At 57.6% G+C, this 16,413-nt stretch carries 18 protein-coding genes; 11 read left to right on the top strand and 7 right to left on the bottom strand.

Annotated features, from left to right (window positions below; all coding sequences use genetic code 11):
- Nucleotides 1–51: 51 nt before the first annotated feature.
- Nucleotides 52–609, top strand: coding sequence for a peptidoglycan-binding domain-containing protein (locus ACEWL3_RS19000; protein ID WP_435001418.1), 558 nt, complete (start codon nt 52–54; stop codon nt 607–609).
- A gap of 49 nt (nt 610–658) precedes the next feature.
- Here the strand turns inward: ACEWL3_RS19000 and ACEWL3_RS18995 are convergent, their stop codons facing one another.
- The 6 genes from ACEWL3_RS18995 to rpiA all read right to left on the bottom strand — a co-directional run bounded on the left by ACEWL3_RS18995 (nt 659) and on the right by rpiA (nt 6,977).
- Nucleotides 659–2,143 carry a Do family serine endopeptidase gene (locus ACEWL3_RS18995; RefSeq protein ID WP_386185223.1) on the bottom strand — a complete coding sequence of 495 codons (1,485 nt, stop codon included), beginning with the start codon at nt 2,141–2,143 and terminating at the stop codon, nt 659–661.
- A gap of 173 nt (nt 2,144–2,316) precedes the next feature.
- A complete protein-coding gene (locus tag ACEWL3_RS18990) occupies nt 2,317–2,511 on the bottom strand; it encodes a DUF2065 family protein (protein WP_386185221.1) in 195 nt (64 codons plus the stop codon).
- Nucleotides 2,508–3,407, bottom strand: coding sequence for a protease modulator HflC (gene hflC, locus ACEWL3_RS18985; RefSeq protein WP_386185219.1), 900 nt, complete (start codon nt 3,405–3,407; stop codon nt 2,508–2,510). Before hflC ends, ACEWL3_RS18990 begins: the two co-directional genes overlap by 4 nt.
- Nucleotides 3,407–4,621: an FtsH protease activity modulator HflK gene (gene hflK / locus ACEWL3_RS18980; protein ID WP_386185216.1), complete on the bottom strand. Its 1,215-nt coding sequence runs from the start codon at nt 4,619–4,621 to the stop codon at nt 3,407–3,409. The genes hflC and hflK overlap by 1 nt, the downstream gene beginning before the upstream one ends.
- A 79-nt stretch (nt 4,622–4,700) precedes the next feature.
- The gene (locus tag ACEWL3_RS18975) at nt 4,701–6,176 is read right to left on the bottom strand and encodes an FAD-dependent oxidoreductase (RefSeq protein WP_386185213.1); all 1,476 of its coding nucleotides are present in this window, start codon (nt 6,174–6,176) and stop codon (nt 4,701–4,703) included.
- 12 nt (nt 6,177–6,188) lie between these two features.
- Complete coding sequence (rpiA, locus tag ACEWL3_RS18970; protein WP_386185211.1) at nt 6,189–6,977, bottom strand: ribose-5-phosphate isomerase RpiA; 789 nt, start codon at nt 6,975–6,977, stop codon at nt 6,189–6,191.
- Between the two features lie 205 nt (nt 6,978–7,182).
- Between rpiA and ACEWL3_RS18965 the strand changes: the two genes are divergently transcribed.
- The 8 genes from ACEWL3_RS18965 to ACEWL3_RS18930 all read left to right on the top strand — a co-directional run bounded on the left by ACEWL3_RS18965 (nt 7,183) and on the right by ACEWL3_RS18930 (nt 13,955).
- Complete coding sequence (locus ACEWL3_RS18965) at nt 7,183–7,536, top strand: hypothetical protein (protein ID WP_386185208.1); 354 nt, start codon at nt 7,183–7,185, stop codon at nt 7,534–7,536.
- Nucleotides 7,537–7,669: 133 nt separating this feature from the next.
- Complete coding sequence (locus ACEWL3_RS18960; RefSeq protein WP_386185206.1) at nt 7,670–7,807, top strand: hypothetical protein; 138 nt, start codon at nt 7,670–7,672, stop codon at nt 7,805–7,807.
- Between the two features lie 163 nt (nt 7,808–7,970).
- Nucleotides 7,971–8,666 carry a glutathione S-transferase family protein gene (locus ACEWL3_RS18955; protein WP_386185203.1) on the top strand — a complete coding sequence of 232 codons (696 nt, stop codon included), beginning with the start codon at nt 7,971–7,973 and terminating at the stop codon, nt 8,664–8,666.
- Nucleotides 8,666–10,039, top strand: a complete 1,374-nt coding sequence (locus tag ACEWL3_RS18950) for an L-serine ammonia-lyase (RefSeq protein ID WP_386185200.1) — start codon at nt 8,666–8,668, stop codon at nt 10,037–10,039. The genes ACEWL3_RS18955 and ACEWL3_RS18950 overlap by 1 nt, the downstream gene beginning before the upstream one ends.
- A gap of 105 nt (nt 10,040–10,144) precedes the next feature.
- The gene (locus ACEWL3_RS18945) at nt 10,145–11,317 is read left to right on the top strand and encodes a 4Fe-4S double cluster binding domain-containing protein (RefSeq protein ID WP_386185198.1); all 1,173 of its coding nucleotides are present in this window, start codon (nt 10,145–10,147) and stop codon (nt 11,315–11,317) included.
- A 198-nt stretch (nt 11,318–11,515) separates the two neighbouring features.
- Complete coding sequence (locus ACEWL3_RS18940) at nt 11,516–11,995, top strand: hypothetical protein (RefSeq protein ID WP_386185195.1); 480 nt, start codon at nt 11,516–11,518, stop codon at nt 11,993–11,995.
- 113 nt (nt 11,996–12,108) lie between these two features.
- Complete coding sequence (locus tag ACEWL3_RS18935) at nt 12,109–13,020, top strand: pirin family protein (protein WP_386185193.1); 912 nt, start codon at nt 12,109–12,111, stop codon at nt 13,018–13,020.
- Nucleotides 13,021–13,199: 179 nt separating this feature from the next.
- Nucleotides 13,200–13,955 carry a hypothetical protein gene (locus ACEWL3_RS18930; RefSeq protein ID WP_386185190.1) on the top strand — a complete coding sequence of 252 codons (756 nt, stop codon included), beginning with the start codon at nt 13,200–13,202 and terminating at the stop codon, nt 13,953–13,955.
- Between the two features lie 18 nt (nt 13,956–13,973).
- Here ACEWL3_RS18930 and ACEWL3_RS18925 read toward each other — a convergent pair whose 3' ends face one another.
- Nucleotides 13,974–14,561 (bottom strand): TetR/AcrR family transcriptional regulator, encoded by a 588-nt coding sequence (locus ACEWL3_RS18925; RefSeq protein ID WP_386185188.1) that lies wholly within the window; start codon nt 14,559–14,561, stop codon nt 13,974–13,976.
- Nucleotides 14,562–14,638: 77 nt separating this feature from the next.
- Here ACEWL3_RS18925 and ACEWL3_RS18920 point away from each other — a divergent pair, with 77 nt between their 5' ends.
- Nucleotides 14,639–14,935 (top strand): hypothetical protein, encoded by a 297-nt coding sequence (locus ACEWL3_RS18920; protein ID WP_386185187.1) that lies wholly within the window; start codon nt 14,639–14,641, stop codon nt 14,933–14,935.
- Between the two features lie 87 nt (nt 14,936–15,022).
- The gene (locus ACEWL3_RS18915; RefSeq protein ID WP_386185184.1) at nt 15,023–16,309 is read left to right on the top strand and encodes a homoserine dehydrogenase; all 1,287 of its coding nucleotides are present in this window, start codon (nt 15,023–15,025) and stop codon (nt 16,307–16,309) included.
- Nucleotides 16,310–16,413: the final 104 nt, after the last annotated feature.

Below are 16,413 nucleotides of genomic sequence, written 5' to 3'. Positions count from 1 at the left end.
CGCAAAGCCGCTATGATGACGCCAAAGAACAGACCCAAAAGGCATTGGGCCATGATTGAGGCACAACGAGTAATTCACGCATGTCGCGTTCCACTTTGGTTGGCGTTTTCAGCCGCCCTTTCGGCATGCGACCCTGGACCAGTCGGGCAAGACGCCCCACCAGAACCGGGCGTGATAAAGGCCACACGCAACGGACCTTCCGGTGCGGCACCCGGCACCTGCTGGGGCCGTACTGTCAGCCCCGCAGTGATCGAAACAGTGACCGAGCAAGTGCAGGTCAAACCCGCCAAGGTGAACCCTGATGGCACAATCAGTTCACTGCCCGTTTACAAAACCGAAGCGCGTCCGGTGATCGTCACGCAGAGGGTCGACAATTGGTTCGAAACCCCCTGCCCTGAGGCACTGACCGCTGAGTTCAACGCGTCGCTCCAGCGGGCATTGGCGGTGCGCGGCTTTTACATTGGCATCGTCAACGGCGAAATGGACGCGGCAACCCGCGCCGCCATTCAGTCATTTCAGCGCCTTGATGGGCTGGACAGCGGAGTCCTTTCGCTGGCGACCGCACGCAAACTAGGGTTGGTCGCGGTCGCACGTTCTCCGGATCAATAAAAAAGGGCACCGCCTTGGGTGCCCTTTCAAATTAGTATGTGTGATATGATTAGTCGCCAAGCGACAGCGCTACAAACCTCGGATCGCCGGCCCGACGCACCAACAGCAAAAGCGACTTGCGCCCACCGTCCTTGGCGGCTTTGACCCGCGCTTCCAAATCATCAATGGCTGACACTTTTTGCTGCCCGGCTTCAGTGATGATATCGCCCGCACGCAGACCTTTTTCATAAGCCTCTGACGCCTCATCTACCTCAGTGACCGCAAGGCCTTCCATTGTGGCATCCGCGCCCAACTCTTCGCGCAGATCATCGGTGAGCGGCGTCAGGGTCAGCCCCAGAATCAATTTGTTCTCTGGTTCGCTGCCCTCATCCGGCGCACCGTCGTCTGTTTCGGCTGATGCTTCAGAGTCTGCATCTTCCCGGCGACCCAAAACAACTTTGATGGTCTGGCTCTTGCCCTCACGCAAGACGGTGACACGCACAGCCGCCCCCACGGGGCTGTTACCGACCTGACGGACCAGACCGCGCGTGTCAGCCACGGAAACCCCGTCAAAGGACACAATGACATCGCCCGTCATCAGCCCCGCTTCTTTGGCAGGACCTTCGGGCACATCCGTGATCAGCGCCCCCTCAGCCTTGTCCAGACCCATCGCATCCGCAACGTCCTTGGTCACGTCCTGAATGCGCACACCGAGCCAGCCACGGCGGGTTTCACCAAATTCCTTAAGCTGATCAACCACGCGGGTCACGACATTGGACGCCATGGAAAAGCCGATCCCGATGGACCCGCCGTTGGGTGACAGGATGGCGGTGTTCACGCCAATCACGTCGCCGTCCATGTTGAAAAGCGGTCCGCCCGAATTGCCCCGGTTGATCGCGGCATCCGTCTGGATGTAATCATCATAAGTCCCCGACAGCGCCCGGTTGCGCGCCGAAACGATGCCCGCAGAGACCGAAAATCCCTGTCCCAGCGGGTTGCCCATCGCAATGACCCAATCCCCCACGCGCGATGCGTTGCTGTCGCCAAAGCTCACAAACGGCAGCGGCGTGTCTGATTCGACTTTCAGCAGTGCAATGTCTGTCTTGGGGTCCGTGCCAATGACCTTGGCAATCAATTCCTCGCCCGAGAAGAATTCGATCGTGATCTCGTCCGCGCCCTCGATGACGTGGTTGTTGGTGACAACAAAACCATCCTCTGAAATCACGAAACCGGACCCAAGAGCCGAAGACCGGCGCGCGCGCGGTTCTTCGCCGTCATTGTTGCGGTCCTGAAATTCACGGAAAAAATCTTCAAAGGGAGAGCCTTCAGGCACGATCCCCTGCGGTCCGGTGCGCCCTGCAACGACGGTTGACGTTGTGATGTTCACCACCGACGGGCTGATTTGTTCGGCCAAAGGTGCCAGGCTTTCGGGCTTGGCAAAGGCTGTAACCGCCTGAACAGCGATAAATGCGATTGTGAAGAAGCTTAGGAGAAGCGCCCTGAAAACAAAGGCTTCTTGGAAGGATCGTGCCTGAGCTTGCGCCTGTGGCTGCATTGATAATCTCCTGCTGGATAGTCGTGGGGTCCCTTGACCCGAAACCGGTTCGCGACAGAGTGCATCCTGCCTCGGTGCACCGCAACATTAAACATACGCCTGATCACGGGCATTTCAACTCGCCAGATAACGTTGTGATGGTTAAAAACCGCAATTCGTCTTCGCGTGGCGGCTCAGACCCCGATCTGAAACGCAAGCCAGACCAGGACAAGCCCGGCCACCACCACGAGCGCCCCGATCTGGCGCACCGCCGATTGCGGCATCTCACTTAATATCTCAAGCATCCGCTCCAAAAGCGAAGGGGCCAGTGCATAGACCAGCCCCTCCAAAATCATCACCAACCCAAGGGCCAGCAAAAGCAGTGTCAATTGCGCTCGCCTTCGATTGAACGGCTGCCCTGATCGGACCGCAGATAGTTAAAGAATTCGCTGTCAGGGGACAAAACCATGGTGGAATTGCTGCCCTTCAGAGATTGCTCGTAGGCCGTCAGAGACCGATAGAATTCAAAGAATTCCTGATCTTTCCCATAGGCTTGCGCAAAAATCTTGTTGCGCTCAGCATCTGCTTCACCTTCGATGATCCGCGCATCGCGGCGTGCTTCGGACAGGATTTCTTCGTAGGTCCGATCCGCAAGCGCGATTACGCGCTGCGCAGCTTCCTGACCGCGCGCGCGTTCATCGGTTGCCTCGCGGTCACGTTCCGCAATCATCCGTTTCAGCGTCGCATCGAAGTTCTGTTCCGGCAGGTTGGTCTGGCGCAGACGCACATCCACGACCCTGAGGCCAAGCACAGAAGCCCGCGCGTCGGCACGTTCGCGGATCTGATCCATCAAGGCAGAGCGTTCTGGTGACAGAATGGTGTTTGATGTGACACCTTGCGAACCCAGAACCGCACGCAGCTGGGATTCCATGATACCGCTGAGATCGCTTTCAGCCTGACGTTCACCACCCGCACCAATCGCCTGACGATACTGCACGATGTCGTTGATCCGGTACATGACGAATGCGTCAATTTCCAAGCGCCGATCATCCGCAGGTGTTACTTCGAATACCGGGGTTTGCAGCGTCAGAATACGGTCTTCAAACCGCACAATTTCGTCGAGCAGCGGTACTTTAAAGCCGATACCGGGGTCAACCCGGACCTGCTTAATCTGGCCAAAGCGCAGCACCAGTACCTTTTCACGTTCATCCACGACAAAGATCGAGGACAGCACAGCCACAAGGGCAATGACCACAATAGGGATCAAAAATCCAGCCTTACGCATTAGTTTGACCCTCCAGAGTTGCGACGTAATTCATTGAGCGGCAGATACGGCACAACGCCCTGCCCGCCAACACCACCGGCACCGCTTTCAAGAATGATCTTGTCCACATCACCCAACACTTTTTCCATGGTTTCGATATAGAGACGCTTGCGCGTGACGTCAGGTGCGGCCTGATATTCGGTCAAAACCGCCTCAAAACGGCTCGCTTCACCCACCGCATCGTTCACGACGCGCGCACGGTAGCCTTCTGCGGCCTCCAGCAATTGCGCTGATGCACCACGGGCCTCGGCGGTCTTACGGTTGGCATAGGCGTCAGCCTGACGCTCGACCCGGTCGCGTTCTTGTTCGGCGGCTTGCACGTCACGGAACGCATCCACAACTGATTGTGCCGAAGTCTGACCTGATGCATTGGTGACCTGCACCGTTTGTTGAGGCGGATCGACCTTGTTTACGTTGACACGCAGCACATTGATGCCGGTTTCGCGGTTGTCCAATGTCGTCTGGATCAATTCCTTGACCCGGTCAGCGACAACGCCACGATCGCGGTTCAGGATTGGTGCCAGTTCAGATTGCGCAATCACTTCGCGCATCGCGGATTCAGCAATGGCACCTACAGCCGTTTCCGGGTCGCGCAGGGAAAACTTGAAATCTTTGGCATTCTTGATGTTCCACACCACTTGAAAATCAATGTCCACGATGTTCTCATCCGTGGTGAGCATCAAACCTTCGTTGTCGGAATTGCCACTGCGCACACCTAGGTTTTCGGTGCGGTTGGTGGTCACGTCGAACACTTCCGCCGTGACAACAGGCCATGGGGCAAAGTTCAGACCCTCGGTACCGATCGACGAAAACTTGCCCAAGAAAAGTTCAATCGACTGTTGTTCAGGACGCACAGTGTAAAAGCTCGCAAACCCCCAAAGCACGACACCCGCCAGCAGGCCAAGGCCCACAGTGCCGCGTGTCAGCATCGGACCACCGGCACCGCGATTGCCACCACCGCCCGGACCGCCCGTGCGGTCGCGACCACCACCGCCCATTAGGACGCGCAGTTGTTCCTGACCCTTTTTTACCAGATCATCTATTTCGGGCAGTTGCGGTTTGTCACCGCCGGGACCACGCCCGCCGCCGCTTTTGCCGCTGGAGCGATCATCACCACCGCCACCTTTCCCGTTGTCACCGCCGCCGCCCCAAGGACCGCCTGTATTGCCTGCCATCTAAGTCTTTCCCCTCATCTGCCGCGCTTCGCGGCGTAATCTCGATCTTGTTACAAAATTGTGCGTTAAACTGCGAAAATCAAGCGGTGCGCATCGGATTGCGCATCGTTACCAGTTCTTCGGACATGGTTGGATGCACCGCACATGTCGCGTCAAACTGTTCTTTGGTCAACTTTGCCTTTACTGCGATGCCTGCCAGTTGGATCAACTCACCGGCATGCGGTGCGACGATATGACAGCCCAAAACGGTGCGATCTTTCTTGGATACCACCAGTTTCATCAGGACGCGATTTGGTTTGCCCGCAAAGGCCGTCTGCATGGGCCGGAACGACGTGCAGTATATCTCGACTTCTTCTTTGTCGCGCGCCTCTTCTTCGCTCATCCCAACGGTGCCCATTTCGGGCTGGGTAAAGATGGCGGAAGCAATCAGTTCGTGATCAACCGGCGTTGGCTCAGCCGCAAAGACAGTTTGCACAAACGCCATCCCCTCGCGGATCGCCACGGGCGTCAGGTTGACCCGGTTCGTCACATCGCCAATCGCATAGATTGATGGCACCCCGGTTTGACTGTATTCGTTCACCACGACCTCGCCCCGGCGACCGATACTGACGCCGATATCCTCAAGCCCCATCTCGCGGCTCGACGGATCACGCCCGGTGGCAAACATCACCATATCGAACACCTTTTCGGTGCCATTGGTGGATTTGACCCAGATTGGGCCCTTGCGGCTGCCTTTGGCACCTGATTTGCCCGGAATGTCCCGGCGCTGCTGCGCGGATGCGCCCATTGCAGCATCAGATGCGGTTGGCATTGGCCCGTCCTTGTGGTCAGCGGCCAGCGACATTTCGACAATATTTGTGCCCAGATGCAAATCAACGCCGTTTTCCCGCATCGATTCTGCAACCAGCCCGCGTGCTTCATCGTCAAAGCCCCGCAAAATTTGTGCGCCGCGATAATATTGTGTGACCTCAACACCTAATCCGTTCATAATACAGGCAAATTCGCACGCGATATAGCCGCCACCGATGATCAGCATCGACTTGGGCAATTCATCCAGATGAAAGATATCATCTGACACAATGCCCAGATCGGCATTTGGCAGATCGGGGCGCACCGGATGGCCACCCGTCGCTATCAAAATATGCTTGGCTGTCTTGGTTTCACCGCCCGACAACGCAACGGTATGCGCGTCCTTAAGCGTCGCGCGCGCATCGAAGGTATCAACGCCGGAGCTTTTCAACAGATTTCGGTACACGCCTTCAAGGCGGTCCAGTTCACTGTGCAGCTTGCCCCGAAACGCGGACCAATCAAAACCACCGGCCTTGTGATCCCAACCATAGGCATTCGCCTCGTCGACCACATGCGCATATTCAGAGGCAAAAACCATCAGCTTTTTCGGCACACAGCCCCGTATCACGCAGGTCCCGCCATAGCGGTCATGCTCGGCCAGCCCAACGCGTGCGCCATGTTCGCCCGCAGCCACCCGTGCCGCACGCACACCGCCCGATCCGCCACCGATGACAAACAGATCATAATCAAATTCAGTTTCGGCCATGCCTTGCGTTCCTCAGTCAGATAGATCGGAAAACAGATTGTCGGATTCAACGAAATCCACACGCTCTGTTGCCACGGTACCCTCATTTATATCGCGCACCTCGACCCTGCCATCCCCATAGCCGATCACAACCGTGTCACAAATGTCGATAAACAGCCCGTTTTCCACGACCCCCGGCATCTGGTTCAGCACCAGCGCCAGTTGCCGCGGATTGCCGATACGCTTCAGGTGCAGATCAAGGATATGATTGCCCTCATCGGTGATAAACGGTGCCTCGCCATTCATCCGCAGCGACGATGTGCGCCCCAGCACATCCATGCTGATCAATGTTTCCTCAACCAGCGCCTGCGTGGTCTGCCAGCCAAACGGAATGACTTCGATTGGCAAGGGAAATGCCCCAAGGCTTTCGACCTCTTTGCCAATGTCGGCAATCACCACCATTTGATCGCTGGCGGTCGCCACGATCTTTTCCTGCAAAAGCGCGCCGCCGCCGCCTTTGATCAGGTTCAAGTCACCGTCAAATTCATCTGCGCCGTCAATGGTCAGGTCCAGCCACTTCGCTTCATCCAGCGATATCACCTCGATGCCCACACCGCGCGCCAGTTCCGCAGTGCGCGTCGAAGTTGGCACGCCTTTAATCTTGAGGCCGTCATCACGGACCATTTCGCCCAGACAGCGCACCAGCCACGCCGCAGTGGAGCCAGTACCCAGACCTACACGCATGCCGTCTTCAACAAATTGCGCCGCCCGTTTGGCGGCCACAAATTTTGCCTTATCAATCGGCGACAGTTCTCCAGCCATGGCAGCGACTCCCTTGCGGCATTTTCGTTCTTATAGGTGCCTTGGCGGCCATGCGCGACCCCTCGCACAGCCAATTGTGCCTCAAAATGGATGACTTGCCGGAAAAACAGCGCAACAAGGTTGGTGCAATCGCGCAAAGGAGCACAAAGCGTGCCCGATCTCTATGACAACATCATAGAGTGGCTGATGACCCAGTCGCTGAGCGATGATCCTTTTGAGGTCCCGGTTAAAACGGCTTGCGACGCGGTTGTTGGACGGCGGCGTGCCTCTTGCGCGGATCAGTGTGGGGCGCTCGATCCTGCATCCGGTGATCGGGTTGATCTGGCTACAGTGGGATAGCGATAGTGGCCAGGTCAACGTCGAACACGTGCCCCGCAGCAGCATTGACACAGACACCCCCAAGGCTCCGTTTGCCGATCTGCACGAGGGAAAGTGCGATGTGACACAGGCAGACCTAACCGACCCCACCGACGTCACGCGATACAGTTTGTCCGCCGATCTGGCGCAGAAAGGCATCACCGGTTATTTCGCGCTAAACCGGCGTTTCGGCACGAGCTAGGTGCGGTTTTCGGGGGTTTCCACAAACTTCCCGGGTGCGGCGGTCTCCTTTGCGACCAAGCGCTTCAGCGGGTTTTCTGACGCCGATCTGGAAGGGTTGAAGCGGATGATGGCACCGTTGTGCATATGCGCACGTGGGGTCAGTGATTTACGGCAATGTCGGCTCCTCCAAACGGCTGGATTTCACCGCCACGGATCCTGCTGTTGGCCTTGCCAGCCGTGTCGAAGGATTGACGTGCGATCTGGAAGTGCCGCAGCTTGCAACACAGTAATTCGCGGCGCTGTACACAGCCATGGCAAAAGATCTGGGTCAGCATGATATCCGCGGGTTTTCGGAGCCGATCCAACTGGTCACATATCCGCTAGGCTGAAAACGCATTGCCAAACGTCGCTTTTGGGGCGCTGCCTGAACTGTTGGCAGCGTAATATCGCGCCATGACTTATGTTCTGCATTACGCCCCTGACAACGCGTCCCTGATTGTCCGCCTTGCGCTTGACCATCTAGGCTTGGCGTATCGAACGGCATTGGTTGATCGCGCCTGTGCTGCGCAAACCAAACCTGCATACCGCACATTGAACCCCAATGGTTTGATTCCAGTACTCGAAACACCACATGGTCCTCTGTTCGAGACGGGCGCAATCCTGCTTTGGCTTGCGGATACCTACGGCGGCCTTGGCCCCGCACCAGACGCACCTGAGCGTGGCGATTTTCTGAAATGGCTGTTTTTTGTCAGCAACACCATTCACCCTGCCCTGCGCATGCTGTTTTATCCAGAAAAATACATCGCCGCCGATCATGCAGATGCCCTGCGCCATGGGTTGCAACAGCAGTTGCACACCAGTTTTGACACCCTGAACAAAGTCGCAGCAAGCCAACCGCAGTGGTTGAACGCCGCACAACCCACCGCCTTGGATTTCTACATCGCAGGTGTCGCGCGTTGGCCGGCGCTTTACCCCGACAAGCAAGACCGCAGTTGGTTCACGCTCTCCAACTACCCTGCCCTACACCGACTTTGCGCGCACCTTGAGACCCTGCCCTGCACACAGGCCTTGCAGCGCGCCGAGGGTCTGGGTGATACCCCGTTTACCGCCCCGTCCTATCCCAACCCTCCAGAAGGCAGTGCCACATAATGTTTCTTTCGGTTTTCGATATGTTCAAGGTCGGCATCGGCCCGTCCTCATCCCACACCATGGGCCCAATGGTCGCCGCCGCACGTTTTCTGGACCTGATGCGCGCCTCGCCTTTCCATTTTGCCGGCCTGCGGGCGTCGCTGCACGGATCGCTTGCATTTACCGGTGTCGGCCACGCCACGGACCGCGCCACCATCCTTGGCCTCGCCGGGTTCACCCCGCAGGACTATGACGCCGAAAAGGCCGAAGCGGCGCTGCAGGCAATCAACAAGACCCATCAGATCACTGTGCCGGGCCTGCCAGCGCTGAAATTCGATCCCAAAACGGATATGATCTTTGACTATGACGTGAAACTCACCGGCCATGCCAACGGGATGATGCTGATGGCCACGGACGCCCAGGGCGACGTGGTGTTGCGCGAGACCTATTATTCCATCGGCGGCGGCTTTGTGATGACCGAGGCTGAACTTGCGGCGGGCAAAGACACAGACGAAGGCGCGCCGATCCCCTACCCGTTTAAATCCGCCGCCGAAATGCTTGAGATGGCCAAGGCGTCCGGCAAAACCATCGCTGGAATGAAACGCGCCAACGAGGTGTCGCGCAACGGCGAAGTGCATCTGCGCGAAGGATCAAAGCGCCTTTGGCAAGTGATGAACGACTGCATCAACCGTGGCTTGGAAACCGGCGGCACCCTGCCCGGTGGTCTGTCGGTCAAACGCCGCGCCAAGGGCATTCATGACGCATTGCTGGCCGAACGCGGCATGAACCTGCAGGCACCCCATACGATCAACGACTGGATGAGCGTCTATGCCATGGCCGTGAACGAGGAAAACGCAGCCGGGGGGCAGGTCGTCACCGCGCCCACCAATGGGGCCGCAGGTGTGATGCCGGCGACCCTGCGCTATTACCTCGACCATGTGCCCGGCGCATCCGAAAGCCACATTGAGGATTTCCTGCTGACCGCCGCCGCCATCGGTGGTCTGGTAAAATTCAACGCCTCAATCTCAGGTGCCGAGGCCGGGTGTCAAGCCGAGGTCGGATCGGCCGCTGCCATGTCTGCCGCGGGTCTGTGCGCGGTCATGGGTGGAACGCCAGAGCAAGTTGAAAACGCGGCGGAAATTGCTTTGGAACATCACCTCGGCATGACCTGTGATCCGATCAAGGGATTGGTGCAGGTGCCGTGTATCGAACGCAATGGTCTGGGGGCGATCAAGGCGGTGTCTGCGGCATCGCTTGCCCTACGCGGTGACGGCACACATCTGGTCCCTTTGGATGCCTGCATTGAAACCATGCGCCAGACCGGGGCGGATATGAGCGAGAAATATAAAGAAACTTCGCTTGGCGGCTTGGCGGTAAACGTCCCGAATTGTTGAAGGGATAGGGGAACACAGCGTCCAGCGCACACGCTCCAAAAGCACGTGGACACCACACGCCCCGCACCCTTTGACAATTGCGTCCACACCGCCCAATCATGACCAATGAGCTATCCGTCAAATCACCCGACACCCCACCCTGATGACACCGCCGCCGGGATTGAGGTCACCCCGGAATTCGAACGGTTCACCCAGCGCGACGACATGTTCACCCGCGCCTTTTGGGATGACCGCATCCGGTCAAAGCAGACCGATCAGTTTTTTGCCTCCTACCGGATGGAAGCGGCACCACGCCGCGGCGATGGATTTACCCAACGCGATTTTGCCCTGCGCAATGCCAGTTGGCTGGTCAGTGACATCATCTCAAACCGGGGTAACGACGCAGGAAAGCGCGAGGGATTTCAGGCAGCAATCGCCAATGACACGCCTGTTGCCCCCATGCAGCAACCCATCGATGACCCGGCAAGAATGGCATCAGAAATCAAACGCATTGCGCGGTTTTTCGGGGCAGACCTTTGCGGCATCACAGATATGGACGACCGATGGCTGTATGCGTCCCGCGTGGACACACGCGATATGTCTGAGGCCCCGAATGATCTGCCTCGAGGCATGACATCCGTGATCGTGATGGGCCATCAGATGGAAGAGGATCTTGTCGCCACCTACCCGTCAGCACTGGCCGGGGCCGCAACCGGGCGTGAATACAGCCACGAAGCCGCAGTGGTCATGCAGCTGGCTGCCTATATCCGCAATCTCGGCTATGAAGCGACGGCATCCATGAACGACACAGGCTTGGTGATACCCTACGCGATCAAGGCAGGCTTGGGCGAATATGCCCGCAATCAAATGGTGATTACGCCCGAATTTGGCCCGCGCCTGCGGTTTTCCAAAATCTTTACCAATTTGCCGCTGACCCACGACACGCCCAAACCACGCGGCGTGCGGGCCTTCTGCGACATCTGCACAAAATGCGCGGATGCCTGCCCGGTCAAGGCGCTTCCCTTTGGCCCGCCCAAGATCAGCACCGACGTGTCCGCCATCAAAGGTGTGCGCAAATGGACCTCTGATGCGGAAAAATGCTTTGGTTTTTGGGCCAAGATGTCGTCGGATTGCGCGATTTGCATGCGCGTGTGCCCGTTCAACCGGGATTTTTCCAAATGGCAGAACAAGGCATGGCTGAAAATCGCGCTGTCGCCCCTGCGCCACCTCGCACTTTGGATGGACCGAAAGCGGGGCGGACGCAAAAGACCCGGCGATTGGTGGGCGCGCGATGTCTAGCAAAAGCAGGTTCGGGAAAGCGGACATGTGGCGAAATCTTGATGACTTCGACCCGGCATTAACCTATGATAAACCACCACGGGGGCTTATCCAGTATCTCTGTGAATTGGCCGACCACCGCACCAGACAAATGCGCCTGATCGGCTCTGTTGCCTGCACGCCCCCAAATTTTCAGTATTATTTTAGGATTATTTTGTCATGAAACCATTTTTTATTGCTACATTTCTCACCGCCACCACTACATTGCCCGGCATCGCTGGGGGCACGCTCGACATGTCATCCGTTGCTTCGGGTCAGACAAGTAACACTTATTTTCCGATCGACGACGGACACATGATTGTGTTTACCAGCACAGAATATACCAGCAACAATCAGGATGATGCGGGCACCCTTCTTAGCGGGATGAAGGGCGAGTGCAGCGGCACGCTGGAGCTTCAGCCGCCCGCCGCTTCGGGCCAGGGCCATTGCGTGTTCAGGACCGCCATGGGCGCAATCATCTACACCAAATGGGTCGCCACCGGGATGACAGCCGAAGGGGCAATCACCGGCGAATGGACGACCGTCGGGGGCACCGATGTCTTTGCGGGTGCTACCGGCGGCGGTACCTTTGTGTCGCTGACCGATCAGGCCACGGGCAAGACAGAAAATGCCATCAGTGGTTCAACCGAACTGCAATAGGTCGCTCAAACCAACGGCCCTTCGCATTTTTGCACAGACCCCGTGTGCGGGACTGACTTGGAATTCGGCGCGCCGAGGTTATCTTGGGCTCATCATTCAATAGGAGAGCGGAAATGTCACTCAGACCCACACTCGAAACCCGCCGCGCCGTGCCGACGATGGAGGGTGCAGGCGTCAAGCTGCACCGCGCTTTTGGCTTTCAGGACCCATCGGAACTGGACCCTTTTTTGCTGTTTGATGACTTTCGCAACGAGCGGCCTGAAGATTTCGAAAAAGGCTTTCCATGGCATCCGCACCGCGGCATTGAAACGATTACATACGTCCTTGAAGGCACGGTGGATCATGGCGACTCACTGGGCAATGTCGGATCATTGGGCGCCGGTGACGTGCAATGGATGACCGCAGGATCGGGCATTCTGCATCAGGAAATGCCGCACGGCAACGCGCGTGGCCAGATGCACGGTTTCCAACTTTGGGGCAATCTGCCTGCAGCGCAAAAGATGACCGCGCCGCGCTATCAGGATGTGACAGCCGCCGACATTCCCGTGGTCACCGATGATGACGGCACCGTGGTCAAGGTGATCACCGGCAATTTCTGGGGCAAAACAGGGCCGGTTGATGGCATTGCAGCAGACCCGCAATATCTTGATATCGTAGTGCCTGCGGGGGTCAAAAAGACCTTTCGCATCGACACCTATCGCCGTGCTTTTGCCTATGTGTTTGGCGGTGCTGGTGCCTTTGCGGATGCCTCTGCCCCTTCGGGCGTGTTGTTGGAAAAAGAGGTCGCAGGCCAAGAGCTTAACATTCGCGATCTGTCTGGTGACCGCACCCTGATCCGGTTTGGTTCCGGCGATGAAGTTACCGTGCAGGCAGGCCCCCAAGGTATTCGTTTCTTGCTGATCTCCGGTGCGCCCATTGAAGAGCCGGTGGCCTGGCATGGCCCTATCGTGATGAACACTCAGGCTGAGTTGCAACAAGCCTTTGCCGATTTGCGTAATGGCAAGTTCATCAAGCCCGTGCATTAACCAATCAAGGGGTGAAGGGATCCTTCACCCCTGTTACATTTGAGCTTTGGCATTAACCAATTTACCACTTAACCATTTGTTTAGATTAAACTTTCCCAAAATCGCCTGATCGACCATAAGACCCTCATATACCGACGGGGGCCGGTGCATTTATTTATCGTCGATCAAAGGAATTTTCCATGTCCCATCCCCTTTTCACCGCCACCATACTGACCTTGTTTGGCGCTTTCCCCGCAACGGCACAGAACCTGACAGACACTGATTTAGGCATCATTGGCGCAGACCTGCGCTTGGGGTTTTCAAATCACGCCATCGAAGGAGGCTCCGTTTCAAATACGGTTGATGTTGCAATCACAAAGCACCATGGCCTGCAATTCGATCTGCAATACGAAGAACGCAGCAACGGCGGCATCGGGCGCTTCGGCACAGTGCTCTACATGGCACCGCGCGAAGGGCAAAAATACGGGCTGTCGTTGATGGTTGCGGATAAGAACAACAAGTCTTCGACCTATGGCCAGATTGGTGCCGTTGGCGTGTTTGCGCTGTCAGATGACGTGAATGCCGAGGTGCGGGCGGGCATTGGCCTGTCGACGGACAACGATCTGGATTGGGTCACGGCGGGTGCGGGGCTTCACTGGCAAGCCACCGAGAACACGCGCTTTTCTGGTCACTATGATATCACCGAATTTGACGAAAAAAACTTCAGCGCGATGGCGCATGAGGTGACCTTTGGCGTGAACATGAGGATTTCAAACACGCCTGCTGCGCTCTTTGCCGAAGTCTCGCATGATTGGCTATCTGGCAGCAACGCGGCAAACGGTGACACGACGCTTCGCGCAGGCATTTCGTTCGCGTTGGGCCGGTCCGGCAATGATCAGCCGTCGTTCCGGGTGTCCGACCCGATGCGCCAACTCTTGCGGCGTGGATTGTACTGAGGTCTGCAAGACGGGGCGCTATTGCGCCCCAACCGCCTTGCGCACCATGCCCCAATACTGCGCACTTACCTCGTCAAGCGACAGCCGCCCACCTGCACGAAACCAGGTATTAACGCCGGTGAGCATCGCGATGACGGCAAGTGTTGCAATCTTGGTGTCCGCGACGTCAAATTCGCCGTCTGCAACGCCTTGTTTCAGGATCGACTCAAGCTGATCTTCGTATTGCCGCCGCAGAGTTTCGATCACGGCAAAATTCTCGGGGGTGAGATTGCGCAACTCCATATAGGCGATGAACACTTCATCAGGCCGATCAGCGTGAAAGCGGATGTGAAATTCGACAAAGGCGCGCAATCGGGTGAGCGGTAACGCGTCGCTATTTGTTGGCATCTCGGCAAGCAGGTCCGTCATATGCCCTCGCATCAGATCATAGAGCAGCGATTGCTTGTCGGGCGTATAATTATAAAGTGCGCCCGCCTGCACGCCGACCTCGCCAGCAATGGCGCGCATCGACACGGCAGCATAGCCATCACGGGCGAACAATCGCAAAGCTGCTGCGCGCACTCTCGGGCCGGTGATATCGGAATGTGAACCTGCGGTACGTGCCATTGGGCTAAATTAATGAACAATTGTTCAAAAGCAAAGCCCGCTTGCGCGCAATGCGGCACTGGTGCAAGAACATGGTCATGAAATGGCGTGCATCCCTTTGTTCTTTGTCCCTTGGTCTGTTGGCGCTCAGCGCCTGCACGCAATTTCCGGCACTGGATCGCACGATCACACCGGCACTTGAAGACGCGGATTACCCCGCATTGGTGCCACTTGACCCACTTTTGGCTGCGGCCACTGCGGGGCGCGTTGATGCCGTTCAGACCGAAGCCGCATTGAATGCACGTGTTGCCCGATTGCGGGCGCGTGCCGCGCGCCTGCGGGGGTCGGTTCTGTCCGGGCGCGAAAAGCAACGTCTGGAACAAGGCCTGCAATAACCGAATGCCGCGTTGCATGGCCAGCGCGAACCCGCTACATCGCGGCAACATCACCCTCACCACACTCACCACAAAGGACCGTACCCCATGTCAAAACCGCTTCGCCTTGGTATTGCAGGTCTGGGAACGGTTGGGGTCGGCGTGGTGCGCATCATCCGCCAACAGGCCAAACTGCTTGAGGCGCGGACGGGCCGCGCAATCGCAATCACCGCGGTATCTGCACGCACCAAAGGCCGCGACCGAGGTGTTTCATTGGCGGGCTACGCCTGGGAAGACGACCCGGTTGCCTTGGCCACGCGCGACGATGTAGATGTGTTTGTTGAACTTATGGGCGGTGAGACCGGCCCCGCCAAAGACGCCACAGAGGCCGCGTTCAAGGCAGGCAAACATGTGGTGACGGCAAACAAGGCGATGCTTGCCATCCACGGACAGTCAATGGCAGAACTGGCCGAGGCCAATGGCCTTGTCCTGCGGTATGAGGCGGCTGTTGCGGGTGGCATCCCGGTGATCAAGACCCTGACCGAAGGCTTGGCAGGCAATGAGATTACCCGCGTCATGGGCGTGATGAACGGGTCGTGCAATTATATCCTGACCCGCATGGAAACCTCCGGCAAAAACTATCAGGAGATTTTTGCCGAGGCCGACGGTCTGGGCTATCTTGAGGCCGATCCGCAGCTCGACGTTGGCGGCATTGATGCGGCCCATAAGCTGGCGATCATCTCGTCCATCGCCTTTGGGACCAAGGTTGATTTTGACGGCATTCAGTTGGAAGGGATTGAGCGCGTCAGCATCGAAGACATCCGTGCCGCCGCAGATATGGGATACAAGATCAAGCTTCTGGGCGTGACCGAAAAGACCGGGCGCGGGCTTGAGCAGCGGATGCAGCCCTGTCTTGTGCCGGACACCTCACCGCTGGGCCAGCTTGATGGCGGCACCAATATGGTGGTCATCGACGGCGATGCCGTGGGCCAGATCGTGCTGCGCGGCGCAGGTGCCGGGATGGGGCCGACGGCCTCTGCCGTGATGGCCGATGTCTGCGACATCGCGCGCGGCTGGACTGGCCCTGTGTTTGGTCAACCCGCAGCAAAGCTGGAAACCCCGGTGGCCGCCACATCACAGCGCCCTGCCCCCTATTACCTGCGCATGGCACTGGTCGACAAACCCGGGGCCATGGCCAAGATCGCCACCGTCCTTGGCGACGCTGGGGTCAGCATCAACCGCATGCGCCAATACGAACACGACGACACATCAGCGCCCGTCCTGATCGTGACCCACAAAACGTCGCGCGCCGCGCTGGATACGGCAATTGCGGCAATGGATGGCACAGGCGTGATGTCGGGTGCACCTGTGGCACTGCGGATCGAGGAAGTTTAAGCGGGTAGACAAGCTTCAGGGGTGTGTCCGCTATGCGGGATGGGGTGGATGGCTCCTGGTTCACCCGGCGTCGCAATGCGCCATAGTGCAGTTGTTATGAACTG

The organism is Sulfitobacter sediminivivens, assembly GCF_042611115.2.
Taxonomy (GTDB): Bacteria; Pseudomonadota; Alphaproteobacteria; order Rhodobacterales; family Rhodobacteraceae; genus Sulfitobacter; species Sulfitobacter sediminivivens.
Note: the sequence above shows the minus strand (reverse complement) of the source record. Positions and strands in the feature narration are given on the sequence as shown.

Excerpts from the sequence above, each read along its gene's own strand:
- ACEWL3_RS18975 (WP_386185213.1), bottom strand. The coding sequence starts at position 6,176 with ATGGCCGAAACTGAATTTGATTATGATCTGTTTGTCATCGGTGGCGGA.
- ACEWL3_RS18995 (WP_386185223.1), bottom strand. The coding sequence starts at position 2,143 with ATGCAGCCACAGGCGCAAGCTCAGGCACGATCCTTCCAAGAAGCCTTT.
- ACEWL3_RS18930 (WP_386185190.1), top strand. The coding sequence starts at position 13,200 with ATGTCCCATCCCCTTTTCACCGCCACCATACTGACCTTGTTTGGCGCT.
- ACEWL3_RS18935 (WP_386185193.1), top strand. The coding sequence starts at position 12,109 with ATGTCACTCAGACCCACACTCGAAACCCGCCGCGCCGTGCCGACGATG.
- ACEWL3_RS18920 (WP_386185187.1), top strand. The coding sequence starts at position 14,639 with ATGAAATGGCGTGCATCCCTTTGTTCTTTGTCCCTTGGTCTGTTGGCG.
- hflK (WP_386185216.1), bottom strand. The coding sequence starts at position 4,621 with ATGGCAGGCAATACAGGCGGTCCTTGGGGCGGCGGCGGTGACAACGGG.
- ACEWL3_RS18940 (WP_386185195.1), top strand. The coding sequence starts at position 11,516 with ATGAAACCATTTTTTATTGCTACATTTCTCACCGCCACCACTACATTG.
- ACEWL3_RS18965 (WP_386185208.1), top strand. The coding sequence starts at position 7,183 with ATGATCCTTTTGAGGTCCCGGTTAAAACGGCTTGCGACGCGGTTGTTG.
- ACEWL3_RS18950 (WP_386185200.1), top strand. The coding sequence starts at position 8,666 with ATGTTTCTTTCGGTTTTCGATATGTTCAAGGTCGGCATCGGCCCGTCC.
- hflC (WP_386185219.1), bottom strand. The coding sequence starts at position 3,407 with ATGCGTAAGGCTGGATTTTTGATCCCTATTGTGGTCATTGCCCTTGTG.
- ACEWL3_RS18955 (WP_386185203.1), top strand. The coding sequence starts at position 7,971 with ATGACTTATGTTCTGCATTACGCCCCTGACAACGCGTCCCTGATTGTC.
- ACEWL3_RS18925 (WP_386185188.1), bottom strand. The coding sequence starts at position 14,561 with ATGGCACGTACCGCAGGTTCACATTCCGATATCACCGGCCCGAGAGTG.
- ACEWL3_RS19000 (WP_435001418.1), top strand. The coding sequence starts at position 52 with ATGATTGAGGCACAACGAGTAATTCACGCATGTCGCGTTCCACTTTGG.
- rpiA (WP_386185211.1), bottom strand. The coding sequence starts at position 6,977 with ATGGCTGGAGAACTGTCGCCGATTGATAAGGCAAAATTTGTGGCCGCC.
- ACEWL3_RS18945 (WP_386185198.1), top strand. The coding sequence starts at position 10,145 with ATGAGCTATCCGTCAAATCACCCGACACCCCACCCTGATGACACCGCC.
- ACEWL3_RS18915 (WP_386185184.1), top strand. The coding sequence starts at position 15,023 with ATGTCAAAACCGCTTCGCCTTGGTATTGCAGGTCTGGGAACGGTTGGG.